The sequence below is a fragment of the Streptomyces sp. NPDC127097 genome, from assembly GCF_042724075.1.
Lineage (GTDB): Bacteria > Actinomycetota > Actinomycetes > Streptomycetales > Streptomycetaceae > Streptomyces.
This window is the reverse complement of the sequence record NZ_JBHXFI010000055.1, coordinates 1-25775: the sequence shown is the minus strand read 5'-3', so window position 1 is coordinate 25775 and position 25775 is coordinate 1. Positions and strand designations below refer to the sequence as shown.

At 71.4% G+C, this 25775-nt stretch carries 22 protein-coding genes and 1 tRNA gene; 4 read left to right on the top strand and 19 right to left on the bottom strand.

The genetic code is table 11. The features are described from left to right. Positions 1–69: 69 nt before the first annotated feature. From hpnH to ACFWJW_RS30475, 14 genes are all read right to left on the bottom strand, one after another. Complete coding sequence (gene hpnH / locus ACFWJW_RS30540) at positions 70–1095, bottom strand: adenosyl-hopene transferase HpnH (protein WP_387247408.1); 1026 nt, start codon at positions 1093–1095, stop codon at positions 70–72. Between the two features lie 5 nt (positions 1096–1100). Beyond that, on the bottom strand, positions 1101–1760 hold the full coding sequence (locus ACFWJW_RS30535) for a 1-hydroxy-2-methyl-2-butenyl 4-diphosphate reductase (RefSeq protein WP_387247407.1): 660 nt from the start codon (positions 1758–1760) through the stop codon (positions 1101–1103). Then, the gene (gene shc / locus ACFWJW_RS30530; protein WP_387247406.1) at positions 1760–3811 is read right to left on the bottom strand and encodes a squalene--hopene cyclase; all 2052 of its coding nucleotides are present in this window, start codon (positions 3809–3811) and stop codon (positions 1760–1762) included. The genes ACFWJW_RS30535 and shc overlap by 1 nt, the downstream gene beginning before the upstream one ends. A 167-nt stretch (positions 3812–3978) precedes the next feature. After that, positions 3979–5100: a polyprenyl synthetase family protein gene (locus ACFWJW_RS30525; protein ID WP_387247405.1), complete on the bottom strand. Its 1122-nt coding sequence runs from the start codon at positions 5098–5100 to the stop codon at positions 3979–3981. Continuing rightward, entirely contained in the window at positions 5097–6554 is a 1458-nt protein-coding gene (gene hpnE / locus ACFWJW_RS30520) for a hydroxysqualene dehydroxylase HpnE (protein ID WP_387247404.1), read from the bottom strand. Before hpnE ends, ACFWJW_RS30525 begins: the two co-directional genes overlap by 4 nt. A gap of 100 nt (positions 6555–6654) precedes the next feature. Continuing rightward, entirely contained in the window at positions 6655–7608 is a 954-nt protein-coding gene (hpnD, locus tag ACFWJW_RS30515; RefSeq protein WP_387247403.1) for a presqualene diphosphate synthase HpnD, read from the bottom strand. Next, entirely contained in the window at positions 7605–8471 is an 867-nt protein-coding gene (hpnC, locus tag ACFWJW_RS30510) for a squalene synthase HpnC (protein ID WP_387247430.1), read from the bottom strand. Before hpnC ends, hpnD begins: the two co-directional genes overlap by 4 nt. Positions 8472–8920: 449 nt before the next feature. After that, complete coding sequence (locus ACFWJW_RS30505) at positions 8921–9724, bottom strand: ABC transporter ATP-binding protein (RefSeq protein WP_387247402.1); 804 nt, start codon at positions 9722–9724, stop codon at positions 8921–8923. Then, a complete protein-coding gene (locus ACFWJW_RS30500) occupies positions 9717–10646 on the bottom strand; it encodes an ABC transporter permease (RefSeq protein ID WP_387247401.1) in 930 nt (309 codons plus the stop codon). Before ACFWJW_RS30500 ends, ACFWJW_RS30505 begins: the two co-directional genes overlap by 8 nt. A gap of 78 nt (positions 10647–10724) precedes the next feature. Further along, positions 10725–11597, bottom strand: a complete 873-nt coding sequence (locus tag ACFWJW_RS30495) for a glycosyltransferase family 2 protein (RefSeq protein WP_387247400.1) — start codon at positions 11595–11597, stop codon at positions 10725–10727. A gap of 14 nt (positions 11598–11611) precedes the next feature. Continuing rightward, on the bottom strand, positions 11612–12391 hold the full coding sequence (locus ACFWJW_RS30490; RefSeq protein ID WP_327223672.1) for a CDP-alcohol phosphatidyltransferase family protein: 780 nt from the start codon (positions 12389–12391) through the stop codon (positions 11612–11614). After that, entirely contained in the window at positions 12369–13430 is a 1062-nt protein-coding gene (locus ACFWJW_RS30485; RefSeq protein WP_387247399.1) for an iron-containing alcohol dehydrogenase family protein, read from the bottom strand. Before ACFWJW_RS30485 ends, ACFWJW_RS30490 begins: the two co-directional genes overlap by 23 nt. Further along, a complete protein-coding gene (locus tag ACFWJW_RS30480; protein ID WP_086720811.1) occupies positions 13418–14155 on the bottom strand; it encodes a sugar phosphate nucleotidyltransferase in 738 nt (245 codons plus the stop codon). The genes ACFWJW_RS30485 and ACFWJW_RS30480 overlap by 13 nt, the downstream gene beginning before the upstream one ends. Then, on the bottom strand, positions 14152–15957 hold the full coding sequence (locus ACFWJW_RS30475) for a DUF5941 domain-containing protein (RefSeq protein ID WP_387247429.1): 1806 nt from the start codon (positions 15955–15957) through the stop codon (positions 14152–14154). The genes ACFWJW_RS30480 and ACFWJW_RS30475 overlap by 4 nt, the downstream gene beginning before the upstream one ends. Positions 15958–16504: 547 nt before the next feature. Between ACFWJW_RS30475 and idi the strand changes: the two genes are divergently transcribed. Then, on the top strand, positions 16505–17116 hold the full coding sequence (gene idi, locus ACFWJW_RS30470; RefSeq protein ID WP_387247398.1) for an isopentenyl-diphosphate Delta-isomerase: 612 nt from the start codon (positions 16505–16507) through the stop codon (positions 17114–17116). Here the strand turns inward: idi and ACFWJW_RS30465 are convergent. The 3 genes from ACFWJW_RS30465 to ACFWJW_RS30455 form a co-directional block, all read right to left on the bottom strand. Next, entirely contained in the window at positions 17091–17582 is a 492-nt protein-coding gene (locus ACFWJW_RS30465) for an ATP-binding protein (RefSeq protein ID WP_387247397.1), read from the bottom strand. The two genes, idi and ACFWJW_RS30465, sit on opposite strands and share 26 nt — an antisense overlap. Before the next feature lie 215 nt (positions 17583–17797). Further along, positions 17798–17871 (bottom strand) — tRNA-Met (locus ACFWJW_RS30460). A gap of 86 nt (positions 17872–17957) precedes the next feature. Continuing rightward, positions 17958–19601, bottom strand: coding sequence for an ABC-F family ATP-binding cassette domain-containing protein (locus ACFWJW_RS30455; protein WP_387247396.1), 1644 nt, complete (start codon positions 19599–19601; stop codon positions 17958–17960). A gap of 54 nt (positions 19602–19655) precedes the next feature. Here ACFWJW_RS30455 and ACFWJW_RS30450 point away from each other — a divergent pair, with 54 nt between their 5' ends. Further along, positions 19656–20426: an enoyl-CoA hydratase/isomerase family protein gene (locus ACFWJW_RS30450; RefSeq protein WP_387247395.1), complete on the top strand. Its 771-nt coding sequence runs from the start codon at positions 19656–19658 to the stop codon at positions 20424–20426. Positions 20427–20459: 33 nt separating this feature from the next. Here the strand turns inward: ACFWJW_RS30450 and ACFWJW_RS30445 are convergent, their stop codons facing one another. Further along, a complete protein-coding gene (locus tag ACFWJW_RS30445) occupies positions 20460–21104 on the bottom strand; it encodes a DJ-1/PfpI family protein (RefSeq protein WP_387247394.1) in 645 nt (214 codons plus the stop codon). A 61-nt stretch (positions 21105–21165) separates the two neighbouring features. Then, positions 21166–22137, bottom strand: a complete 972-nt coding sequence (locus ACFWJW_RS30440; RefSeq protein WP_387247393.1) for a GlxA family transcriptional regulator — start codon at positions 22135–22137, stop codon at positions 21166–21168. Positions 22138–22287: 150 nt separating this feature from the next. Between ACFWJW_RS30440 and ACFWJW_RS30435 the strand changes: the two genes are divergently transcribed. Together ACFWJW_RS30435 and ACFWJW_RS30430 are read left to right on the top strand one after the other, a co-directional pair. Then, positions 22288–23157, top strand: a complete 870-nt coding sequence (locus ACFWJW_RS30435; protein ID WP_387247392.1) for a hypothetical protein — start codon at positions 22288–22290, stop codon at positions 23155–23157. Between the two features lie 241 nt (positions 23158–23398). Next, the coding region (locus ACFWJW_RS30430) for a Tex family protein (protein ID WP_387247391.1) at positions 23399–25775 on the top strand (2377 nt) is incomplete at its 3' end.

Sequence of the window (25775 nt, the reverse complement as noted above, 5' to 3'; positions counted from 1 at the left end):
ACGACGGGTGAGCCGGGCCGGACCGGTGCGCCGGGGAGCCGTGACGAGGGGCTCCCCCTGCTCGACGGGTCAACTGCGGTTTCCCGCGACGGCCTCCCTGGCCGCCCGGAGGGACTCCTTCAGCGAGCCCATGGTGGCGAGGACGGCGGTCGGCTCGTAGCCGCAGTGCGCCATGCAGTTGGCGCAGCGCGGGTCCTTGCCGCGGCCGTACTTGTCCCAGTCGGTCTCGTCGATGAGCTCCCGGTACGTCGGGACGTAGCCGTCGCTCATCAGGTAGCAGGGGCGCTGCCAGCCGAACAGCGAGTAGTTGGGGATCGCCCAGGCCGTGCACGGGAAGTCCGCCTTGCCCTCCAGGAAGTCCAGGAAGAGCGGACTGTGGTTGAGCCGCCAGCGGCGCCGGTTGCCGCCGGCGAAGGCTTTCTTGAACAGCTCCCGGGTCTGGTCGACGCCGAGGAAGTGCTCCTGGTCGGGGGCCTTCTCGTAGGCGTAGGCGGGCGACAGCATCATCTCGTCGACCTGGAGGTCGTCATTGAGGAAGTTGAGGACCTCGATGATGGTCTGCGGGGTGTCGGTGTTGAAGAAGGTGGAGTTGGTGGTGACCCGGAAGCCGCGCTGCTTGGCTTCCTTGATCGCCGCCACCGCCTCGTCGAAAACTCCTTCCTTGGCGACGGATTCATCGTGGCGTTCCCGCATGCCGTCGATGTGCACCGCGAACGCGAAATACGGCGAGGGGGTGAACTTCTCCAGCTTCTTGCGCAACAGCATGGCGTTGGTGCACAGGAACACGTATTTCCGCTTCGCCACCAACTGCCGTACGATCTCGTCGATCTGCGGGTGCATCAAGGGCTCACCACCGGCGATGGAGACCATCGGCGCGCCCGACTCCAGCACCGCCCCGACCGCCTGCGCCACCGGCATCCGCTGCTTGAGCACACCCGCCGGATGCTGGATCTTCCCGCAGCCCTCGCATTTGAGATTGCAGGCGAAGAGCGGTTCCAGCTCGACAATGAGCGGGAATTTCTCCCGCCGCCGGATCACCTTCTGTTCAAAGAGATAGGTACCGACCCGGATGGACTGACGGAGCGGCATGGCCATCTGGCTCACCTCCAGGGGAGCAGCAAAGAACGGTGCCATTCGTGGAAAACGGGAAGTACGGAGCGCAGCACTCGGAAGGCCGATATTCCACCGCGCACGGTGCCGATGCGTACGAGTTCATGTTCTGGAGCGTCCACGACCACCCGGACGGCCGCAACCGGACGGCGGCCGGCGGCCCGGGCGGCACGGAGGGTCGCGGCGGACTCCATGTCCACCGCGACCGCCCCGGCGGCATGCAGCTCGGCCCGCTCCGCACCCCGTACGACGTGGTCGGAGCCGCACAGCAGCCCGCTGTGCACGGTCAGACCGCGCTCCCGCAGAGCCCGGAGCAGCGGGCCGTTGTCCCGGCAGGGCGTCTCCGGCGCGGCGGCGTGGTGCCCGCGGGTGGCCTCGGCGACGACCACGTCCCCGGGGCGCATCCCGGGGGCGAGGCCGGCACAGAAGCCGCTGGCGACGACGGGGGAACGTTCGGTGACCGACCCTGCACGCAGCGCTTCGGTGAGGGCGCGCTCGGCCGCCTGGGGGCCCATGCCGGTGCGGAGCGTGACCACGCGCGGGCCGGCCTCCCCCGCCGCTCCCCCGCGGCGCAGCGCGAACCGCTCGATGCCGAGCGCACAGGCGATCAGCAGCGGCGGCTCCGCGTCCGTCGGGGGCCGGCCGGTCATCAGGACTCCACCGGCGCGCCGGCCGGTCCCCCGCCGAGGTAGCGGCCCAGGGCCGTCAGCGGGAAGACCTGGCGGTACAGGTGATAGTTGATGGAGAAGTCCCAGGGGAAGCCCGTGCCGGTGAAGTACGGCTCGTCCCAGGACCCGTCCGCACGCTGCGTCGCGGTCAGCCAGTGCACCCCGCGCCGTACCGTCTCGCTGTCCCGCTCCCCGGCCGCGAGCAGCGCCATCAGCGCCCAGGCGGTCTGCGAGGCGGTCGAGGCGCCGCGCCCCGCCCACCGCTCCTTGTCCTGGTAGGACCGCTGGTCCTCGCCCCATCCGCCGTCGTCGTTCTGCACCCGCTCCAGCCAGCGCACGGCCCGGCGGACCGCGGGGTGCGAGGCGGGGACGCCGGCCGCGGCCAGCGCGGGGAGCACCGATCCGGTGCCGTAGAGGTAGTTGGTGCCCCAGCGGCCGAACCAGGAGCCGTCGGGCTCCTGTTCCGCCAGCAGCCAGGCGAGCCCGCGGCGGGTGCGCGGATCGTGGGTACGGCCGACGTCGGCGAGCATCTCGACGACATGGGCGGTGACATCGGCCGACGGCGGGTCGATGACCTCCCCGAAGTCACAGAACGGCAGCCGGTTGGGGAACGGGCTGGTGTTGTCGACGTCGAAGGCGCCCCAGGCCCCGTTCCTGGACTGCATACCGAGGTTCCAGCGCACCGCCCGCCGGACCGCGGCCTCGACCCGCGGCGGATCGGGGTGCTGGACCCGGCGCAGCGCGAGCACCACCTCCGCGGTGTCGTCGATGTCCGGGTAGTTGTCGTTCTCGAACTCGAAACCCCAGCCCCCGGACGGGAGTTGGGGCCGCTTGACGCTCCAGTCACCGGGCCGGTCGATCTGCTCGGCGAGCATCCACTCGGCGGCCTTGACCAGCTGCGGGTGGTCGGCGGGCACTCCGGCGTCGGCCAGCGCGATGGTCGCCAGACAGGTGTCCCAGACCGGGGACTGGCATGCCTCGATCATGCGGGTGGGCCCCCCACCCGTGCCGTCGGGCCCAGGGGGACCGTCCTCGCGCCATACGGCGAACCGGTCGAGGGAGTCCAGACCGGCGCGCAGCACGGGGTGGTCGAGGTCGTAGCCGCAGAGGTGCAGGGCGATGACGGAGTAGACGGCGGGGGGCTGGATGCCGCCCCAGCAGCCGTCGTTCTCCTGCCGTTCGATGATCCAGCGGGCGGCGGAGCGCATCGCGGCACGGCGCAGCGTGCGCAGGGCGACCTTGTGGTAGAGGTGCAGCGCCTTGTCGAGGCGCTGGAACACCCCGTCCCAGCTGGTGGCGGGGGCGAGCGGCCGCGGTGGGTTGGGACGGCGCGGATCGGTGTGCAGCTCGTCGAGGGCGAACGGCGCCGGGCGGACCGGGCGCTTGGCCGAGACGATGGTCAGCGGCACGATGGTCTGGCGCGCCCAGCACCCGAAGTCATAGATGTTGAGCGGGAACCACTTGGGGAAGTAGAGGAGCTCCGGGGGGAGTTCGGGCAGGTCGTCCCACTTCCACCAGCCGAAGAGCGCCAGCCAGATGCGGGTGAAGACCCGCGCCGCGGCGATCCCGCCCTCCGCGCGGATCCAGGCGGCGGCCCGGGCCATGTGCGGTGCGTCCGGGGCGTCCCCGGCGAGCCGCAGGGCGACATAGGCTTCGATGGTGGTGGAGAGTTCACCGGGCCCGCCGTAGAAGGTGGCCCAGGTGCCGTCCGCGCCCTGCTCTCCACGGATGTGGCGGGCGGCGGCTTCGGTGAGCTTCGGGTCCTGGATTCCGAGGAACTGACGGAGCAGCAGGTCTTCGGCGTCCATCGTGACGTTGGTCTCGAGGTCGCCCTTCCACCATCCGGCGGGGTCCTGGACGGACAGCAGATAGTCGGTGGCGCGTGCGGTCGCGCGCCGGGCGGCGTCCACCGTGTCCTGCCGTACGGCGGTGCGCGGGTGCGCTTGGGTGGCGGTCTTCTCAGCGGTGGCATCGCTGGCCGAGGGGGCCCGGGGCGGCAGTGCCCCGGTGCTTCCGTCGGTCGTCGCTGTCATGGCTTCCCCTTCGGCAGTGAACTGTGAAAAGCGTGCTCAGGGATTCCGTCGGCCGGCGCCCGTCCCCCACTGTCCTAAAGGCGTGGGTGGGGGCACCGCCCAGCGGTAGCTGGGGGAGTGCCCCCAGCACCGGCCGGCGACTGCGAACTATTCGGTGTCGATACTGCTCATCTCTGTCGTACGACGACGAAGTCCGCGAGCGCGACGAGCTGGGCACGGACCTGCTCCGGCATGGTGATCTCGTCCAGTGCGGCGATGGCGGTGGCGTGCTGGCGGCGGGCCTCCTGGGAGGTCCACTCGCGGCCGCCGGCCTCCTCGATGAGGGCCGCGCGGGAGGCGAACTCTTCCTCGGTGAAGTCGGCAATCTCGGTCTCGCTCTTCTTCGCGTCGGCCGCCAGGATCTCGGCGAGACGCTCGGAGGCCGGGCCACCGGCCGCCAGCGCGGCGACGACCGGCAGCGACTTCTTGCGCTGACGCAGATCGCTCCAGGTCTTCTTGCCGGTGGCGTCCGGGTCGCCCCAGATACCGAGCAGGTCGTCGACGGCCTGGAAGGCGAGGCCGAGGTGGTAGCCGTACTTCTCCAGGGTGTCGGCGGTGCGGTCGTCGGCGCCCCCCAGGACCGCGCCGATGGAGACGGCACAGGCCAGCAGCGCACCGGTCTTGTTGCCCTCCATCTCCAGGCACTCCTCGACGGTGACCCGCTCGCGGTGCTCGTAGGAGATGTCCTGGGCCTGACCGTCGATCAGCTTACGGGTGGCCAGGGTGAGCCGGCGGGTGGCGCGGCCGGCGTCGACCGTGCCGAGCTCCAGCAGTATTTCGTTGGCAAGCGCGAACAGCGCGTCACCGACGAGGATGGCCTGCGCGGGGCCGTGCACCTTCCAGACCGTGTCGCGGTGCCGGCGCTGCTCGTCGCCGTCCATGAGGTCGTCGTGCAGCAGCGAGAAGTTGTGCACCAGCTCGACGGCGACCGCCCCGGGGATACCGACCTCGGGGGCCGCACCGGCGGCCTCGGCCGACAGCAGCGCGAGCGCGGGCCGCACCGCCTTGCCGCTGTCACCCGCGGTGGGGTGGCCCTCGGCGTCGATCCAGCCGAAGTGGTAGGCGGCGACGGTGTCCATGGGAGGAGCGAGCCGGTCCACGGCCGCACGCAGCACGGGGGTGGCGAGTGTCCGCCCGCGCTCCAGCAGAGCGGTGACGCTCTCGGTGTCGATAGCTGGGGAAGCCGGGTTCACGGTTTCTCCTCTGTTTCCGACGCTCGTGCTCGTGCGAGCGCTCGTACTCGTAGTCATGCCGCCTCCTGAGGCAACTGGCCCTGGGGGAAGCCGAGTTCGTTGAGTGCCTCGCGAGCGGCGGCAGTGCCGCTGCGAACAGCGCTTTCCATGGTCGCGGGCCACCCGGTGGCGGTCCACGCACCGGCCAGGAACAGGCCGGGAGCTTGAGTGCGGGCGGCGGGGCGGAGCCTGCCGACGCCCGGGGCGGGCGCGAAGGTCGCGGTGCGCTCGCGGGTGACGAAGAAGTCGCGGATCCTGGCGCCCCGGGCGGCGGGCAGCAGCCGCTCCAGCTCGGGCAGGTAGCGGGCGCGGAGCTTGGCGACCGGCTGGTCGATCTCCTCCTGCGCGGCGGACTGCGAGACCGCCAGATACTGGCAGCGCTCGTTCCCGGCGATCCGCGTCAGCCCCGAGGCGTCGGTGCGGTCGAAGACCCACTGGACCGGCGAGCCGACCGCCGCGAAGAAGGGGCGGCGCAGCACCTTGCGGTCGTAGACGACATGGAGGTTGAGGATCGGAGCGGTGCCGATGTCCAGCAGCCGGTCCTTGCCGTCCAGCGCCCCGTCGGGCAGCAGGCCGTGCGCCTCGCGCTGGGGTACGGCGAGGACGACGGTGTCCGCGGTGAGCTGCTCGGTGCCGTGCGGGCCGTTCTCCACCGACACCTGCCAGCCGCCGTCCCGCCGCGCGAGCGCCCCGGCGCGGGTGCGCAGGGCGATACGGACCCCGGCCTTCTCCAGGGCCGTACGGGCGAGGGTGTCGTGGACGTCGCCGAGCGGGACGCGGGACCAGCCGATGTCGGCGGCGCCGGGGGCGGACAGCAGCCCGGTCTTGAAGACCTTGGCGGCCAGGCCCAGCGAGGCGTCACCGGCCCGGGCGTTGAGGGTCGCGATGCCGACCAGGTCCCACAGCGCCTCGATCGCCCGGGCCGACTGGCCGTACCGGCGCAGCCAGCTGCCGAAGTCCAGACCGTCCAGCGCGGGGTCGGCCGGGTCGAGGCCCTTGAGCGCGAGGGTGGCGCGGACGACCCCGGCCCGCTCGGCGGGGGACAGATGCGGGTAGCCGGCGAGGCTCCGGGCGAGGTGCAGCGGGACCGGCAGCGCGGTGCGGCGCAGCCGGCCGAGCCGCATCCGGTCGGCGTCCAGGACCGGGACGTCCATCCGCTCCTGGAGGGGCACCAGATGTGCGGCGCCGGTCCGCTCCAGCAACCGGCTGTAGGCGGTGCAGCAGCGCAGATAGACATGCTGGCCGTTGTCGACGGACAGTTCGCCGGCGGAGGAGTCGCGGCGGAAGGAGAAGACCAGTCCGCCGAGCCGGGGCCGGCCCTCGACCAGGGTGACCCGCAGCCCGGCGTCGGCCAGTGCGAGCGCCGCGGTCGTGCCGGCCAGACCGCCCCCGATGACCACCGCAGCCGCCCCTTCGGGACGGCCGGGCGGCAGCTCGCGGTGCCGGTCGGTTCGGGTCGCTCCCGATGTCATGTGATCTCCCCCTGTACTGCTGTCTCGGACGCAGCCGGCCTGGGGAGGGTTGCCCGCCGCGCTGACGCGGGGTCACCGCTGTCGTTCGCCGCCCGGCACCTCATCCGCGCCTCCGGACGGCCTGCCGCCGGCCGATCGCCCGCGCGTCGAGCCCGGACAGCCCGCGCACCGCGACGAATGCCTTCTCCCGGCCGGGCAGGGAGACCCGGCCGCGCAGCACCGCCTCGGGGTCGGCGGCGATCCGCGTCAGCAGACGGTGGTAGATGCCGGCCATCGCTGCCACACAGGCGCCGCTGCGCCGGTCGAGCATCGGCAGCAGCCGGAAGCCGTCGGCGAACAGCGCACGGGCCCGCTTCACCTCGAAGTGCACCAGACCGGTGAAGTCGGAGCCGGGCGGCGGCACGGCACGCTCGAAGCCGGCCGCGCAGCCGAACTTGGCGAGGTCCTCGGCGGGCAGGTAGGTACGCCCGTTGCCGGCGTCCTCGCGAACGTCCCTGAGAATGTTGGTCAGTTGGAGGGCCAGGCCGAGGGTGTCGGCGTACTCGGCGGCGCGCTCGGCGTCCGGCGCGCCCGGCACCGTGCCGAACACTCCCAGCGAGAGCCGGCCGATGGCGCCGGCCACGCAGCGGCAGTAGACCTTCAGCTCGTCCCAGGTCTCATAGGTCGCGCCGCGCACATCCATCAGCACGCCGTCGATCAGCTCGTCGAGCCCCTCCAGCGGCAGCGGGAAGCGGCGGGCGGCGTCGGACAGCGCGACGGCCACCGGATCGGTGTCGTCCTCGTCGATCCGGCCGTCCTTGATACGGGCCAGCAGCGCCCGGGTGTCCTCCAGGCGCAGCTGCTTGGCGGCGGGCTCCAGGGTGCCGTCGCCGATGTCGTCGATCCGGCGGGAGAAGGCGTAGAGCGCCGACATGGCCTGCCGCTTGTCGGCCGGCAGCAGCCGGATGCCGTAGGCGAAGTTGCGTGCCTGCTGCCCGGTGATGGCCTCGCAGTAGCGATACGCAGCGAGCACCGGCGCGGACGTGTGTGCGGATGCCTCCACGGTCCGACTCACCCCTCTCTTCGCAATGTCGCCCTTACCTCGCGCAGCAGGCTGAGCTTGGTCGGCTTGGGCGGTCCAGGGAGTACGTCGTGATCGGCGGCCGCGACCGCCTGGAGTGCAGCGCGTCCGCCGGCCACGAATCCGGCCAGCAGCAGCTTGAGTCTGCCGTGGACGCTACCCACCAGCGGGGTGCCTTCACTCAGCAGGTCACGGGCGCGTTCCGCCTCGTAGGCGATCAGCGCGCGCACCGATGCGCCCCCGCTCGGCGCGGCCAGATCCGCCTCGGTGACACCAAACCGTTTCATGTCCTCGGCGGGGAGGTAGATACGGTCGCGCCCGAGGTCCTCGGCCACGTCCTGGACGTGCTCGACGATCTGGAGGGCGGTGCAGACCGCGTCCGAGCGGCGGATGCGTTCGGGGCTCGCGGTGCCGGTGATGCCGAGGACGAGGCGGCCGACGGGGTTGGCGGACAGCTCGCAGTAGGCGGCGAGGTCGTCATAGGTGCCGTAGCGGCTCACCCGCTGGTCCTGCCGGTTGGCCTCGATCAGCCTGAGGAACGGCTCGGGGGTCAGCGCACAGCGGCGGACGGTCGGGCCGAGCCGGCGCAGCAGCGGATGCCGGGGGCCGGGGGCCCGGTCGCTGAAGACGCGGTGGAGGTCGGCTTCGAGGGCGTCCAGCAGCGCGGGCCGGTCGTCGTGCTGCCCGCGCTCCAGCCCCAGGAGTACGGCATCGCCGCCGCCGGGTGCGAGATCGCCGTCGCCGATGTCGTCGACGAGCCGGGCGAAGCCGTAGACGGCCATCAGATCGGTCCGCCAGGCGCGGGGCAGGAAGAACGGTGCGACCGGGAAATTCTCGTGTGCGGCCTGATCGAGCACGGTGCGCGTCTGCTCCCGCTCGTCACCCGCCGCCCCCCTTCGGAGGAAGGCGCGACGCGCCTGCTCGTTGTCTCGGCTCACCGGGGGCTGCCCGGCGCATTTCGGTGCCGGAGCGAACCAGTAGCCATTGCCGTCACGTCTCCCGTTCTACACCGCCAAGCTAAAACATCCTATTTCGGACACGCCGCAGCGGGCGGCGCGCCTCGATCGAGCCCACCTCGCCCACCTGGGTGAGGGTTGCCCGACATATACCACTTGTGCTGTTCGGCACCCGTACAGCTTACGTCGTACGTCTCACCCACGTACGAGCGGGTCCCGAAGCGTGAGACGACGATCAAGCCAACGTCCCCTGCGTCCGAACTGATCCCGGGACCGCCGGAGTTGACCTGTCCGCACGCTGGAAGGCCCCCACGAGGCGGACTCGCGGGGGCCTTCGCGTGCGGAGCGGACTACTTGCCCGTCTCCTTCTCGTACGCCTTGATGACCTCGTCCGTCGGGCCGTCCATCAGCAGCTCGCCACGCTCCAGCCACAGCACGCGGTCGCAGGTGTCGCGGATGGACTTGTTGTTGTGGCTGACGAGGAAGACCGTGCCGGCCTCCTTGCGCAGCTCACGGATGCGGGCCTCGGAGCGCTTCTGGAAGCTGCGGTCACCGGTGGCCAGCGCCTCATCGATCATCAGCACGTCGTGGTCCTTGGCCGCGGCGATGGAGAACCGCAGCCGGGCCGCCATACCGGACGAGTAGGTGCGCATCGGCAGCGAGATGAAGTCGCCCTTCTCGTTGATCCCGGAGAAGTCGACGATGCCCTCGTAGCGCTCACGCACCTGCTCACGGGACATGCCCATCGCCAGCCCGCCGAGAAGGACGTTCTTCTCGCCGGTCAGATCGTTCATCAGGGCCGCGTTGACGCCCAGCAGCGAGGGCTGGCCGTGCGTGTAGACCTTGCCGCGCTCCGCGGGCAGCAGCCCCGCCACCGCCTTGAGCAGCGTCGACTTGCCCGAGCCGTTGGAACCGATCAGCCCGATCGACTCCCCCCGGTACGCGGTGAAGGAGACACCCTTGACCGCGTGCACCTCGCGCACGCCCGAGGAGGGCTTGCGGCGCACGATGCGGTTGAGGGCCGCGGTGGCGCTGCCCTTGCCCGCGCCGGTGCCGTAGACGCGGTAGACGATGTGCAGATCGTCCGCGATCACCGTCGGGATCCGCTCCGCGGCCGCCTCGGTCGGCTGGACGCCGTTCTTCTGCTCAGCCACGTCCGTACCGCTCCTCAGCCTTCCAGAAGTACACAAAGCCCACGACGCCCATCACCAGCGCCCACCCCCCGGCGAACGCCCACACATGCGGCGGCAGCTGATTCGCGGTGAAGCTGTCGATCAGCGCGAACCGCATCAGGTCGATGTAGATCGCGGCCGGGTTGGCGTTGAGCAGCACCTCCACGAACGCGGGGACGTGCTTGCCCTTGAGGATCAGGTCGATGCTGAACATCACGCCGGAGGCATACATCCACGTCCGCATGATGAACGGCATCAGCTGCGCCAGGTCCGGGGTCTTCGAACCCAGCCGCGCCATCACCATCGCCAGCCCCGTGTTGAACACGAACTGGAGCACCAGCGCCGGCACGACCAGCAGCCACGACCACGTCGGCAACTGCCCGAAGCCGAGCAGAATGAGGACCAGCACGCCCATGGAGAAGAACAGCTGCTGGAGCTGCATCAGGCAGAACGAGATCGGCAGACAGGCCCGCGGGAAGTGCAGCGCCCGCACCAGGCCGAGGTTGCCGGAGATCGCCCGCGTACCGGCCATCACCGAGCTCTGCGTGAAGGTGAAGATGAAGACACCGGTCACCAGGAACGGGACGAAGTCGGGGACGCCCTTCCTCGTGCCGATCAGCAGGCCGAAGATCAAGTAGTACACGAGCGCGTTCAGCAGCGGCGTCGCCACCTGCCAGACCTGTCCCAGCTTGGCCTGGCTGTACTGCGCCGTCAGCTTGGCACTGGCGAAGGCGGAGATGAAATGCCGCCGGTCCCAGAGCTGCCGGACGTACTCCGGAAGACCGGGACGCGCGCCGCTCTGCGAGAGCCCGTACTTCTGGGCCCGCTGGGCAGCCGTGAGGCCCTCGTCGGAAGATGGCGGGGCACTCATGGCGACCGCACTGTCGTGCGTGGTCTCGCTCACAGTTGACACTTTCGTCCTCAAGGTGCGCTGCCGGGGCCACGCCCCGGTTCGCGCCTGATGCTCTCAGATACGAGCTTGTCAGATGACGGGAGGGCGGCCCAGTCGGGTCAATCGCCAAACGGTAGCCCACTTCATGGGGCGCCTGGGACCGCACGGCGTGACGCAGCCCTCCTTGAAGCCGCCCAGCCAGGCCCGCAGCGCCGGTCGCGACGGCCGCCGGGCGAGGGTGAGCAGGAACCAGACACCGAGATAGACCGGAACCAGGAGCGCGGGGAGGTTGCGGCGGGCCAGCCACACACGGTTACGGGCCACCATCCGGTGGTAGACCGCGTGCCGGGCCGGTGCCGTCGTCGGGTGGAAGAGGACCATGTCCGACCGGTAGTCGATCTGCCAGCCCGCGTCCAGCGCCCGCCAGGCCAGATCGGTCTCCTCATGGGCGTAGAAGAAGTCGTCGGGCAGCCCGCCGACCTCTTCAAAGACATGCGTCCGGACCGCGTTCGCGCCACCGAGGAAGGTGGTGACCCGCGACGACCGCATCGGGTCCGAGGCGCGCAGCCGCGGCACGTGCCGGCGCTGGGTCTCGCCGGTGTCCGGGTCGGCGATCCGGAAGCTGATGATGCCGAGCTCCGGGTCCGCGGCGAACGCCTCGCGGCACAGTTCGGCGGTGTCCTCCCTGGCCAGCAGCCCGTCGTCGTCGAGGAAGAGCAGCACATCGACGTCGCTGCCGCCGGGGCCGAACGCCTCGATGCCGACGTTGCGGCCGGCCGGGATACCGACGTTCTCCGGCAGCTCGACGGTCCGTACGCCCTCGGGGAGCTCGGGCAGCGGCGAACCGTTGCCCACGACGACGGTCTCGATCGGGTCGCCGTGCTGCTTGGTGACCGAGTCGAGCAGCGCGCGCAGCTCCTCGGGGCGGTTGCCCATCGTCAGGACAACCGCACCGATCCGCATTCGGGACGCCCCCGTCACTTGAGCCTGCTGGAGGCGAGGATGGACACGAGGTGGAGCAGCGTCTGGAGGATCGCGATACCGGCGAGCACGGCGACGCCGAGGCGGGAGAAGAACAGGTCGCCCCGGATCGAGTCCAGGATCGCCAGGACCAGGATCAGCAGGGACGCCTCGATCCCGAGGACCAGCCGGTGGAACTTCAGCGCCGCGGCGGCCTTACGGGCCAGCGCCATACCGGACGAGCGCGGCTCGGACGCCGCCTCCTTGACCGGCGGCAGCCCGCCCTGGTGCCGGGCGACGCCGACGAGGTCGGTCTCGGCCTTGATCAGGATCGCGCCGAGGGCCGCGAGGGTGCCGAGGAAGGCCCACAGCCAGTCGATCCGGCCGGAGCCCCACAGGTCGGCGGCGCGCAGGCCGAAGCCGACCAGGACCGCGGCGTCGCACAGGTAGGCGCCGACCCGGTCCAGGTACACCCCGCCCAGCGAGAACTGCTTCTTCCAGCGGGCGACCTCGCCGTCGACACAGTCGAGCAGCAGGTACAGCTGGACCATCAGCACACCGAGCACGGCGCCCGCGATCCCCGGCACCAGCAGTGCCGGGGCGGCGAGGACGCCGAAAACGGTCATCAGGTAGGTCAGCTGATTGGGCGTGACCTTCGTGTTCACCAGGTGCCGGTCGATGCGCAAGGAGATCTCGCGCATATAGAGGCGACCGCCCCAGTGCTCACCGCTGCGCCGGTCCTTGACACCCTCGGGGTGCACGACCGGGCGGAGTTCAGCTACTGACGGCTTCTGCATAGTCGGCGTATGCGTCCCTGATCTGGTCGGCGGACAGGTCGAGGTGCTCAAGGATGGTGTAGCGCCCGGGGCGGGTCTTGGGCGCGTACGCGACGGCCTGGACGAACTCCTCGTCGGTGAAGCCGATCTCGCCGGGCGTGACCGGCAGACCGTGCCGGCGCAGCACCTCGACCATCAGGTCCCGGGTCTCCTTGTCCCCGCGCAGATGCGTGGCGAAGGCGGCGCCGAGGCCGCACTGCTCGCCATGGCTCGCCGCGCGCTTGGGGTAGAGGATGTCCAGGGCGTGGTTGATCTCGTGGCAGGCACCGGACGCCGGGCGGCTGTCGCCGGCCACCGACATCGAGATACCGGTGAGGACCAGGCCCTCGGCCAGCACCTGGAGGAAGTTGTCGTCACCGACGCCACCGGGGTGGCGCAGCACGGCCTCGCCGGCCTGGCGCGCCATGGCGGCCGCCAGTCCGTCGATGTCCTCACCGGTCTCGCGGTGCGAGAGCTCCCAGTCCGCGACCGCGGAGATGTTGGAGATCGCGTCGCCGATGCCGGAGCGGACGAACCGGACCGGGGCCTCACGGATGATGTCGAGGTCGATCACCACGGCGATCGGGTTCGGCACACCGTAGGAGCCGCGGCCCGCGTCGTTGTCCAGCGTGGCCACCGGCGAGCACAGACCGTCGTGCGACAGGTTCGTCGCGACGGCGACCAGCGGCAGACCGATGCGCGCCGCGGCGAACTTGGCACAGTCGATGATCTTGCCGCCGCCGAGGCCCACGACCGCGTCGTAGTGCCCCTTCTTCATGGCGTCGGCGAGCTTGATCGCGTCGTCCAGGGTGCCGCCGCCGACCTCGTACCACTCGGCGCCCGGCAGCGCGGGGGACAGCCGCTCGCGCAGCCGTGCCCCCGAGCCGCCGCTGATCGCGATGGCGAGCTTGCCGGACGCGGAGATGCGCTGATCGGCCAGCAGGCCCGCCAGGTCGTCCAGGGCGCCGGCGTTGATGTCAACGACGACCGGGGACGGGATGAGGCGGGTCAGTACTGGCATGCGATGTCACGGCCCTTCGCCAGGTCGTCGTGGTTGTCGATCTCGACCCACTTGACGTCGCCGATCGGGGCCACGTCCACCTTGAAGCCGCGGTTGACGAGCTCCTGGTAGCCGTCCTCGTAGTAGAGGTCGGGGTCCCGCTCGAAGGTGGTCTTCAGGGCGTCGGCCAGCTCCTCGGCGGCCTCGCCCTCGATGAGGGTGACACCGATGTACTCGCCGGTCGCCTCGGCCGGGTCCATCAGCTTGGTGATCTTCTGGACGCCCTTGGCGGGGTCCACGACGACCTTCATCTCCTCGTCGGCCAGCTGCTTGACCGTGTCGAGGGCGAGGATGATCTTCTGGCCGTTGCCGCGCGCGGCGAGCAGGGTCTTCTCGACGGAGACCGGGTGCACGGTGTCGCCGTTGGCGAGGATCACCGTGTGCTTGATGGAGTCACGGCCGCACCACAGGGAGTAGGCGTTGTTCCACTCCTCGGCCTTGTCGTTGTCGATGAGGGTGAGCTTGAGGCCGTACTTCTGCTCCAGGGCCTCCTTGCGCTCGTAGACGGCTTCCTTGCGGTAGCCGACGATGATCGCGACCTCAGTCAGGCCGATCTCGGCGAAGTTGCCGAGGGTCAGGTCGAGGATGGTCGTGTCCCCGTCGACCGGCACCAGAGCCTTGGGCAGGGTGTCGGTGTAGGGGCGCAGACGCCGTCCGGCGCCGGCAGCCAGCACGAGGCCGATCATGCGGGTTCTCCTTCATCGTGTACGGCGGGTGCTTGGGAGGACACCCAGAAGCGGATGCTCTCGATGAGCACCAGTAGCGCCAGGGCCACAGCAAGGGCCGTCAGCGCGATTGTGAAACCTGAGGGGGACAGCGCGGCGGCGAGGACGGTGATCACGAGGATCCGTCCCTCATGTCCGCCGGTCGCCCGGACCAGCCACCGCGGCGGTGCTCCGGTGCCACCACGGATGCGGTAGACCGTGTCGTAGTGATGGTAGGCGACCGCCGCGACCAGCCCGTACGCCGCGGGCAGCGCTCCGGGGACGTCCGCGCGGGCGGCCAGCACCAGGATCGTGACGTACTCACCGGCCCGGAAGAAGGGCGGCACGAGCCAGTCGAGGGCGCCCTTGAGCGGCCGGGACACCGCCGCACCGGCCAGCAGCGCGGAGCAGCCGGCGACGCCGACGGTGAGCCACGAGGTGGGGTCGTCCTGGAAGATCACCCAGACCAGCAGCACGGCGGCTGAGAGAAATGCCATGACGGGGGCCAGGAAGGAACCGGTCCGGCCGCGGCCCCGGGCGCTGCGGGCGATCAGCTCGGCGAGCGGCCCGGAGTCGGCGAGGTCGGCCAGCGCCTGGGCGGCGCGGTCGGTGCGCCGGGCCCGGCGGGTGAGCGAGCGCAGCACCCGGCCGGCCGTGGTGTAGCAGGCGGCCAGCGCACAGCCGATGAGCAGGGCGTAGAAGACGATGCGGGGCGTGGTGAGCGCGGTGAGCACCGCGATCATCGCCCAGCGCTCCCCGATCGGCAGCACGATCATCCGGCGCACCCAGACCGTCCAGCCGACGCTGTCGAGCTTGCCGGAGAGCGCGGCGGTGGGGCTGGTGTTGGCGGTGGCGTCGTGGTTCGCCTCGTTGAAGGCGAAGTCGACGACATGGCGGCAGGTCATCAGGACCATCGCGCCGAGCGCCAGCGCCCAGACATCATCCCCGCCACGGGCCGCCCCGAGGGCGAGGCCCGCGTAGTACGCGTACTCCTTGGCCCGGTCGAAGGTGGCGTCCAGCCAGGCGCCCATCGTCGAGTACTGGAGGGAGTAACGGGCGAGCTGCCCGTCGGTGCAGTCCAGGACGAAGGAGAAGAGCAGCAGGAAGCCGGCGGCGATGAAGCCGCCGCGGGTTCCGGTCGCCGCGCAGCCGGCCGCGATCAGCGCGGTGAGCAGCGAGGCGGTGGTGACCTGGTTGGGGGTGAGCCCGCGCCGCGCGCACCAGCGGGCGAGGTAGCGGGAGTACGGGCTGATGGCGAAGGTGGTGAAGAACCCGTCGCGGGACTTCACGGCGGTACGCAGCCGGACGGCCTCGTCGTCGACGGCGGCGACGGCCTCCCGGGCGTCCTCGCGCTGCGCCGGGGTGAGCGCGACGGTGGCGACCAGGCTGCCCAGCTCGACGCGGTGCAGACCGGCCTCGTCGCGGTCGAGGGACTCGGTGAGGGTGTCGGTGAGGACATCCGTGAGGTGGGCGGTGCCGGCGCCGACCGGGATCCGGCCGACCGCGCGGGTCAGCGCGGCGCGGGCCGCGGGCTGCGCGGTGAGCGCGCCGGGCACGGCCGCGGCCGGGAAGCGGGGGTCGGTCAGTGCCAGCCGCAGGGCGTGCAGATGGCCGACGAAGCGGGGGTCGACGACGGCGACCCGCTCGCCCGCGGGCACCGCGTTGATCAGCTCGGCGGCGGCCGTGGGATCGTTCGCCGTACGGACGTCAAAACCCAGCGTGCGCAGGTCGGCTTCGAGCGGCGACCCGGCGACCGGCGGACCGGTGAGGATGGCGGTCGACAGACGAACTCACTCCTTGGATGCTGACAAGGCAGCGCCGGTCGGTCCGCATTCGATACGAACTACCCGGGCAGCGGGCGTGGCACACCTCGCCCCTGGGAGGGCCGGGTGGCACGTCGGCAGAGGCTATCGGATCGCCGGATGCGGCCGTTCACCGCGCATTCACCGCACGATCGAGTGACCGACGGCTGCGCCTGCCGCGATCATCATGGTGGATCGGGTGGCGCATGAACAACTGGCCCGCAGGCCCGGGCCCCGATCCGGTGCCGGTTATGAGAGGGCTGGTCACGGGGCGGGCGGGTTGTGCCGGGGGCGGTGTGGTGAGAGCCATCCCAGGTCCGGGGCGCGCGCCGGCCGCCGGTGGCGCCACGGCCGCCGGCCGGTGTCCACCGCGCCGGGAGCCGCGCGGCCCACCGCGGGTGTGGACCATCTCACGGCGGGCGCACCGGGTGACCGGTACGCGGGCTTGTTGCGCCGCGCACCCGCTGTGCCGGTGATGCGGACCCGGCTAGGGCAGACTTGGCGTCGAAGACCGACGACAAGGATGGGCATGCCGATCACACCTGCCAACGGACAGACCGCCGCGGACCCGGCGGTGAGCACACCGGGCGGCACCGCCGAACCGATCATGCTGGAGCTGGTCGACGAGGACGGTACGACGATCGGCACCGCGGAGAAGCTCGCCGCCCACCAGCCCCCCGGGCAGCTGCACCGGGCCTTCTCGGTCTTCCTCTTCGACGAGAAGGGCCGGCTGCTGCTCCAGCGCCGGGCGCTGGGGAAGTACCACTCCCCCGGTGTGTGGTCCAACACCTGCTGCGGGCATCCGTACCCGGGCGAGGCGCCGTTCGCGGCCGCCGCCCGCCGGACCGCGGAGGAGCTGGGCCTGGCGCCCTCCCTGCTGGCCGAGGCCGGCACGGTCCGCTACAACCATCCCGACCCGGACTCCGGCCTCGTGGAGCAGGAGTACAACCACCTGTTCGTCGGGCTGGTGCGGGCCCAGCCGGCGCCCGACCCCGAGGAGATCGGCGAGATCGCGTTCGTGACGCCGGAGGAGCTGGCCGAGCGGCATGCGGAGGCGCCGTTCTCCGCGTGGTTCATGACCGTGCTGGACGCGGCGCGGCCGGCGGTGCGCGAGCTCACAGGAGGAGCGGCGGGCTGGTAGCCGGCGGGGTGAGCGGAAGCTCGGCCCAGATGGCCTTGCCGCCGTTCCTCGTGTGCTCCACACCGCATTTGCCGCCCACCTCCGCGGTGAGCGTCTTGACCAGCCACAGTCCGCGGCCGCCGAGATCACCCTGGCCCGCCTCCAGCGCCTTGGGGCGGTAGGGGTGATCGTCCTCGACCGCGACCCGTAGCCAGTTCGCCCCGAGGGTGACCTGTACGGCGATCTGGGGCGAGAGCAGGGCGGCGTGCCGGACGGCGTTGGTGACGAGTTCGGAGACGATGAGCAGCAGGCCGTCCATGATCGCGGCGGCGACGGGTACGCACTGTTCGGCGAGCAGATCCCGGACCGCGTGCCGGGCCTGCGGCACCGAGGTCTCCAGTGCCGGGGCGGTGAACCGCCAGACACCTTCGTACGCGAGCGGGGAGGTCAGCTCTTCGGGGGGTTCTGCGGGGGGTCCGGAAGGCATCCTCACAGGAAGAGTGTTGGGAATGCATTGGTCCGGACCGGCCTGCTGACCACAAGTCAGCATCTATCGACGGCTTCTGGCCGAATCCGAGTGGTTGGCCCGGCCCGGGGACCGGACCTGTTCCCTTTGTGCGGCGTTCCCGGACCGCCGCGCCCTGGATCACGAAGAACAGCAGGCCCGGTGCCTGAGCACCGGACCTGCTGTTCTGTCTTCAGTAGCGGGGACAGGATTTGAACCTGCGACCTCTGGGTTATGAGCCCAGCGAGCTACCGAGCTGCTCCACCCCGCGTCGGTGAACACCACAGTACGGGTCGGCGGCCTCAGGGCCAAATCGATAATCACCACGGGTGCCGCGGGCCGCCGCTCCCGGGGTCCTCACACCGCCCGGTCGGTGATCCGTCCGCCGTCGACCTGGATACGGCGGGTGGTGTGCACCGCTTCGAGCATCCGGCGGTCGTGCGTGACCAGCAGCAGGGTGCCCGGGTAGGAGGCGAGCGCGGACTCCAGCTGTTCGATGGCGGGCAGGTCGAGATGGTTGGTCGGCTCGTCCAGGACGAGGAGGTTGACCCCGCGGCCCTGGAGGAGGGCCAGCGCGGCCCGGGTCCGCTCCCCCGGCGAGAGGGTGCGCGCCGGGCGCAGCACATGTGCCGCCTTGAGCCCGAACTTCGCGAGCAGGGTGCGTACATCGGCGGGCGACAGATCCGGTACGGAGGCCCGGAAGGCGTCCATCAGCGGATCGTCGCCGAAGAACAGCCCGCGCGCCTGGTCGACCTCGCCGACCACCACGCCGGGGCCGAGCGACGCCTGCCCGGCGTCCAGGGGGAGCCGGCCGAGGAGGGCGGCGAGCAGGGTGGACTTGCCGGAGCCGTTGGGGCCCGTGATGGCGACCCGGTCCGCCCAGTCGATCTGGAGGTCCACCGGGCCGAAGCGGAAGTCGCCGCGCCGGACCCCGGCACCGCGCAGGGTGGCCACCACCGCGCCGGCCCGGGGTGCGGCGGCGATCTCCATCCGCAGCTCCCACTCCTTGCGCGGCTCCTCGACGACGTCGAGCCGCTCGATCAGGCGCTGGGTCTGCTTGGCCTTGGCGGCCTGCTTCTCGGTGGCCTCCACCCGGCCCTTGCGGGCGATCTTGTCGTTGTCGGTGGCCTTGCGGCGGGCGTTCCTGACGCCCTTCTCCATCCAGTTGCGCTGGGTGTGCGCGCGGGTCTCCAGCGCGGCCTTGGTGTCGGCGTACTCGTCGTACTGCTCGCGCGCATGGCGCCGGGCCCGCTCGCGCTCCTCCAGGTAGGAGGTGTAGCCGCCGCCGTAGGTGTTGACCTGCTGCTGGGCCAGGTCGAGTTCGACGACGCGGTTGACCGTACGGGTCAGGAACTCGCGGTCGTGGCTGACCAGGACGGTGCCGGCGCGCAGCCCGGTGACGAAGTCCTCCAGCTGTCCGAGGCCGTCCAGATCGAGGTCGTTGGTCGGCTCGTCGAGCAGGAAGACGTCGTAGCGGGAGAGCAGCAGGGAGGCGAGCGAGGCCCGGGCGGCCTGGCCGCCGGAGAGCGTGGTCATCGGCTGGTCGAGGCCGATGGTCAGGCCGAGCCGGCCGGCGATCTCCTCGGCGCGCTCGTCGAGGTCGGCGGCGCCCAGGGCCAGCCAGCGCTCCAGCGCGGTGGCGTAGGCGTCGTCCGCGCCGGGGCGTTCCTCGACCAGCGCCTGGGTGGCGGTGTCCAGCGCCAGCTGGGCGCCGGCGACGCCGGTACGGCGGGCGAGGAAGGCCCGTACGGTCTCTCCCGGACGGCGGTCGGGCTCCTGGGGGAGATGGCCGACGGTGGCGGTGGGCGGGCCGAGCGCGAGCGTGCCGTCCTCCGGGGTGTCCAGCCCGGCCAGCAGGCGCAGCAGCGTGGACTTGCCCGCCCCGTTGGCACCGACGAGGCCGATCACATCCCCGGGGGCGACGACCAGATCGAGACCGGAGAACAGGACGCGCTCGCCATGGCCGGCGGCGAGGTCTTTGGCGACGAGAGTTGCTGACATCAGGCCGCCGATCGTATCGGGCCGGGAACCGGTCGGCGCTCTAATATCCGGGGCATGGAATCCGGTCTGAAGACGCATGTCAGCGACGGCACCGCGACCGTCACCATCAGCAACACCGGCAAGCGGAATGCGATGACGGTGCAGATGTGGCGGGAGCTGCCGCCGTTGCTGGAGCGGCTGGCGGGCGATCGGTCCGTCCGGTCGCTGGTGCTGACCGGCGAGGGCGGGACGTTCTGCGCGGGGGCGGACATCGGCGCGCTGCGGGACGGGGCGGGTGAGTCGCAGGGCCTGGCGGTGGCGGCCGAGGAGGCGCTGGCTGCGTTTCCCGGGCCGACGCTGGCGGCGATACGTGGCTACTGCGTGGGGGGCGGCGCGCAGTTGGCGGCCGCGTGTGATCTGCGGTTCGCGGAGGAGGGCGCGCTGTTCGGGGTGACGCCGGCCAAGCTCGGCGTGGCCTATCCGGCGTCCGCCACCCGGCGGCTGGTCCGCCTGGTCGGGCTCTCCGCCGCCAAGTACCTGTTGTTCTCCGGGGAGTTGATCGACTGCGCGCGGGCGCTGCGGACGGGCCTGGTGGACGAGGTGCTGGCCGAGGGCGAGCTGGGCAAGCGGGTGGCGGAGTTCTCGGCCGTCCTCGCGAGCCGGTCGCTGCTGACCCAGACCGCGGCGAAGGAGCTGGCCAACGGGACCTGGGACGTACCGCCCGCCGAGGCCGAGGCACGCGGCGCGTACTGGGCCGCGCAGGCGCGCGCGAGCGGCGACACCGCGGAGGGTGCCGCCGCCTTCCTGGAGCGCCGGGCGCCGCGCTTCACCTGGCCCACGGGCTGAGGTCGCGGTTCAGAGGGGGCGGCCGGCCCGCCCCTACTTCTCGCCGGTCAGGACGAACCGGCTGAGCCCCCGCAGCGCCGCGATGACCTCGGCCGGGGCCTTGTCCGGGGAGCCCGCGTCGTAGGGCGGTTGGGGGTCGTACTCGATGCCGAGCTGGATCGTCTGCGCCGCGGTGTCCCCGGCGATCCGGCCGGCCAGCGTCAGTCCCATGTCGATGCCGGCCGAGACGCCGGCCGCCGTGACGTACTTGCCGTCGAAGACCACCCGCTCCCCGGTCGGCTCGGCGCCGAAAGCGGGCAGCTGGTCGAGTGCCAGCCAGTGGGAGGTGGCCCGGCGTCCCCGGAGCAGACCGGCGGCGGCGAGGATCAGCGAGCCGGTGCACACCGAGGTGGTCCAAGTGGTGTGGGCGTCCACGGCGCGGATCCACTCGTGGAGCGGGCCGTCGGTCATGTGGGCCAGCTGTCCCGGGCCGCCGGGCACGACGAGGAGGTCCGGCGCGGTGACCTCGTCCAGCGTGGCGTCGGCGACCAGTCCGAGCGATCCGAGGTCGCTGCGGTACGGGCCGGTGCGCTCGCCGACGAACACCGTCTCCGTGTCCGGCAGCCGGCTGAGGGTTTCGTAGGGGCCGACGGCGTCCAGCGTGGTGAAGTGGTCGTAGAGAAGGATCGCGAGCTGCATCTTCGGTTCCTGTCGTCGGTGGATGGTGCCGGCGCGGTGGGTTCGTGGCACCGGCATGGATTCAGGCAGTGGGGACGGGCGGTCCGGCCGGCCGGAAGCGGCGGCGGTACTCGGCCGGGGAGGCGCCCAGGACGCGGAGGAAGGCGCGGCGCATCGCCTCGGGGGTGCCGTAGCCGCAGCGGCGCGCCACTTGCCCGATGCCGTCGGCGGTGTCCTCCAGGCACCGCCGGGCGGCCTCCAGCCGCACCCGGTCGACATAGCGGCCCGGGGTCATGCCGGTCTCCTCGCGGAACGCCCGCGCGAAGTGCCGCGGGGAGAGCCGCGCGCGGGCGGCGAGGGCGTCGACCGAGAGGTCCGCCTCCGGGTTCTCGGTGATCCACTGCTGGACGTCACGCAGCGGCCGGCGCTGCGCCGTCTGGGCCGCCAGCTGGGCGCTGAACTGGGTCTGGTTGCCCGGCCGCCGCAGGAAGACGACCAGATGCCGGGCGATGGTCAGCGCGAGATCCCGGCCGAGATCCTCCTCCACCAGGGCCAGCGCGAGATCGATACCGGCGGTCACCCCCGCGGAGGTGGCCAGGTCACCGTCCCGTACATAGATCGGCTCGGGTTCGACGTGCACCGCCGGGAAGCGCTCGGCGAACGTGCCGCAGAGCATCCAGTGGGTCGTCGCCCGGCGCCCGTCCAGCAGCCCGGCCTCGGCCAGCAGCAGCGCTCCGCTGCACACCGAGACCTTCCGCCGGGCGCGGGGAGCGTGCGTCCGCAGCCAGTCGATCAGCCGCGGATCAGGGTGGCAGGTGCCTTCGCCGCCGGGCACCAGGAGGGTGTGCGGCGGTGCGGTGTCGGCGAGCGCGAGGTCCGGGGTGAGCGCCAGACCGCTGGAGGTACGGACCGGGCCGCCGTCCAGGCTCGCGGTGCGGATCCGGTAGGCGCCCGGGACGCCGTGGTTCGCACCGGCGAAGACTTCGACCGGTCCGGTCAGATCGAGGCTCTGGAGGCCGTCGAAGAGGACGACCAGCACATCGCGCTGTTCCATGCCCTCCATCCTGAAGAGCCGGACGAATGGCGGCAATGACGAATAGCCCACCTTTACTGCCATCGACCGAGGTCGTCCGACTCAGACCGCCCGCCCCACCGGAGGCACCCTCCCCCTAGCCTCATACCGAGCGGTCGGTAACCTGCTGCCATGACTGCTACGAGTGCACTGCCCGAGAAGGCCGGCCGCACCTGCCACAACGTCGTCAACCCGTTCCACTCCACGCACTACTTCGCGCCGGAGCTGTCCGAGGAGATGGCGAAGCTCGGCCTCGACAACCGCAGCGCCGCCTACTTCGCCTGTCGTGGCGCGGCCATGGGTGCCGTGGGCCCCGGCACGATCACGGCCACCTTCTACAACTTCAACCACGAGCTCGTCACCCAGCACGTCCCGCACATCTGGTCCGTCACCACGCCGCAGCAGGTGCTCGACGCCCGGCTGCGCGCCGTGGACGCCACGCTGCGCCGGCTGCTCGGCACCGAGGCCGTCGAGTCGCCGGAGATGGCGGAGGCCGCGAAGCTGGCGCTGCACGCCGCCGAGGCATGCGCCCGCCGCGCCCGGCCGCTGTACGCCGCGCACGCCGATCTGCCGGTACCCGAGGCCCCGCACCTGGCCTACTGGCACGCCGCGACGCTGCTGCGCGAACACCGCGGCGACGGCCATCTGATAGCGCTGCTGGACGCCGAACTCGACGGCCTGGAGGCGCTGGTCACCCACACCGCCACCGGCCGCGGTATGAGCCACCGGGGCATCATGGCGACCCGTGGCTGGACGGAGGAGGACTGGCAGGCCGCGCAGGAGCGGCTGCGGTCGCGGGGGCTCCTGGACGACGGGGGCGAGCTGACCGAGGCCGGAGTCCTGCTGCGCAAGGAGCTGGAGCGGACCACCGACCGGCTGGACCGGGCCCCGTACGAGCACCTGGGCGCCGAGGGCGTGGCCCGGCTCACCGAGCTGGCGACAGGCTTCACCACCACCGCCATGAACGCCGGGGCCTTCCCCGCGGTGCTGTTCGGCAAGTGATGCGGAAGATACCGGCACGTTCCGGTGGGTAACGCACCTTCAGGAGCGGTGCCCCGCGGTCGCCGGGGTGTGCGAGGTCTTCGCGCACCCCGGCACCGGGGTGTCAGCACGTCCCTCCCGGATTGCGGGCGGACGAGGTGACGCCACGGACACCCCCGGCGGCTGGGCGGCGCGACAGTCCGGCCCGCCACCCGGCACAATGCAGGCTCAAGCAAGCGCTGGAAGGCGGGTCTGGATCAACGTGACGGCATCCACTGAGCCCATCGGGGCCCTCGGGTCCATCGAATCGAGGATCGCCGGGGAGCTCGGCGTCAAGGAGCGGCAGGTGAAGGCCGCGGTCGAATTGCTCGACGGCGGCTCGACCGTCCCGTTCATCGCGCGCTACCGCAAGGAAGCCACCGAGATGCTCGACGATGCGCAGCTGCGCTCGCTCGAGGAACGGCTGCGCTATCTGCGGGAGCTGGAGGAGCGGCGGACCGCGATCCTGGAGTCCGTACGGTCCCAGGGCAAGCTGGACGCCGCCCTGGAGGCGCAGATCCGCGGCGCCGACTCCAAGGCACGGCTGGAGGACATCTACCTCCCGTTCAAGCCCAAGCGCCGTACCAAGGCACAGATCGCGCGGGAGGCGGGCCTGGAGCCACTCGCCGACGGGCTGCTGAGCGATCCTTCGGTGGAACCGGCCGCGGCGGCCGCGGCGTTCGTGGACGACGGCAAGGGTGTCGCCGATCCGGCCGCCGCCCTGGAGGGCGCGCGGGCCATCCTGACCGAGCGGTTCGGCGAGGACGCGGATCTCATCGGTGAGCTGCGCGAACGGATGTGGTCGCGCGGGCGGGTGGCGGCGAAGGTACGCGAGGGCAAGGAGGAGGCCGGCGCGAAGTTCGCCGACTACTTCGACTTCGCCGAGCCGTTCACCGAGCTGCCCTCGCACCGGGTGCTGGCGATGTTCCGCGGCGAGAAGGAGGAGATCCTCGATCTCAACCTGGAGCCGGAGGACCCGTCGGCGGCCACCGAGGGGCCGAGCGCCTACGAGCAGTCCATCGCGCACCGCTTCGGGATCGCCGACCGGGGCCGGCCGGGCGACAAGTGGCTTCAGGACACCGTCCGCTGGGCCTGGCGCACCCGGATCCAGGTGCACCTCGGGATCGATCTGCGGCTGCGGCTGCGGCAGGCCGCCGAGGACGAGGCGGTCCGGGTCTTCGCGTCGAATCTGCGCGATCTGCTGCTGGCGGCGCCCGCCGGTACGCGCGCCACGATGGGCCTGGACCCCGGTTTCCGTACGGGCGTGAAGGTCGCCGTCGTGGACGCCACCGGCAAGGTGGCCGCCACGGAGACCATCTACCCCCATGTGCCGCAGCAGAAGTGGGACGCCTCGCTGGCCACGCTGGCGAAGCTGGCCCGTGAGCACGACGTCGAGCTGATCGCGATCGGCAACGGCACCGCGTCCCGCGAGACCGACAAGCTGGCGGCCGATCTGATCGCCGCCCAGCCGGAGCTGAAGCTGACGAAGGTGATGGTGTCCGAGGCCGGTGCCTCGGTGTACTCCGCCTCCGCGTTCGCCTCGCAGGAGCTGCCCGAGCTGGATGTGTCGCTGCGGGGCGCGGTGTCCATCGCCCGCCGGCTCCAGGACCCGCTGGCCGAGCTGGTCAAGATCGACCCGAAGTCGATCGGGGTGGGCCAGTACCAGCACGATCTGTCCGAGGTGAAGCTGTCGCGTTCGCTGGACGCGGTGGTCGAGGACTGTGTGAACGGGGTCGGGGTGGACGTCAACACCGCGTCCGCGCCGCTGCTTTCGCGGGTCTCGGGCATCGGCTCCGGCCTCGCCGAGAACATCGTGGCCCACCGGGACAGCAACGGCCCGTTCCGCTCCCGCAAGGCCCTCAAGGACGTGTCGCGGCTCGGCCCGAAGGCGTACGAGCAGTGCGCGGGCTTCCTGCGGATCCGGGGCGGCGAGGACCCGCTGGACGCCTCCAGCGTGCACCCCGAGGCGTACCCGGTGGTGCGCCGGATGGTGAAGTCGGCGGATACCGAGGTTGGTTCGCTGATCGGCAACACGGCGGTGCTGCGCTCCCTGAAGGCCGCGGACTTCGTCGATGACTCCTTCGGACTGCCGACGGTGAGCGACATCCTTCAGGAGCTGGAGAAGCCGGGCCGTGACCCGCGCCCGGTCTTCAAGACCGCGACCTTCAAGGAAGGCGTGGAGAAGATCGGCGACCTGGCGCCGGGGATGCTCCTGGAGGGCGTGGTGACCAATGTCGCCGCCTTCGGGGCGTTCGTGGACGTGGGCGTGCATCAGGACGGTCTGGTGCATGTCTCGGCGATGTCGAAGAGCTTCGTCAAGGACCCGCGGGACGTGGTGAAGCCGGGCGACATCGTGCGGGTGAAGGTGCTCGATGTCGACATTCCGCGTAAGCGGATCTCGCTGACGCTGCGGCTGGACGACGAGCACGGCAAGGGTGCTTCGGCGGGCGGCGGCGAGCGGCGCGGTGGTGGCGAGCGCCGGGGCGGCAACGGCGGCGGAGCGCGCGAGGGCGGCCGGGGCGGTGCGCGAACAGCGACGTACAGGGCTCACGACGTTGGACGGTACCGCACTCTTGAGCGGGCCGCGACGACTCTCCTCC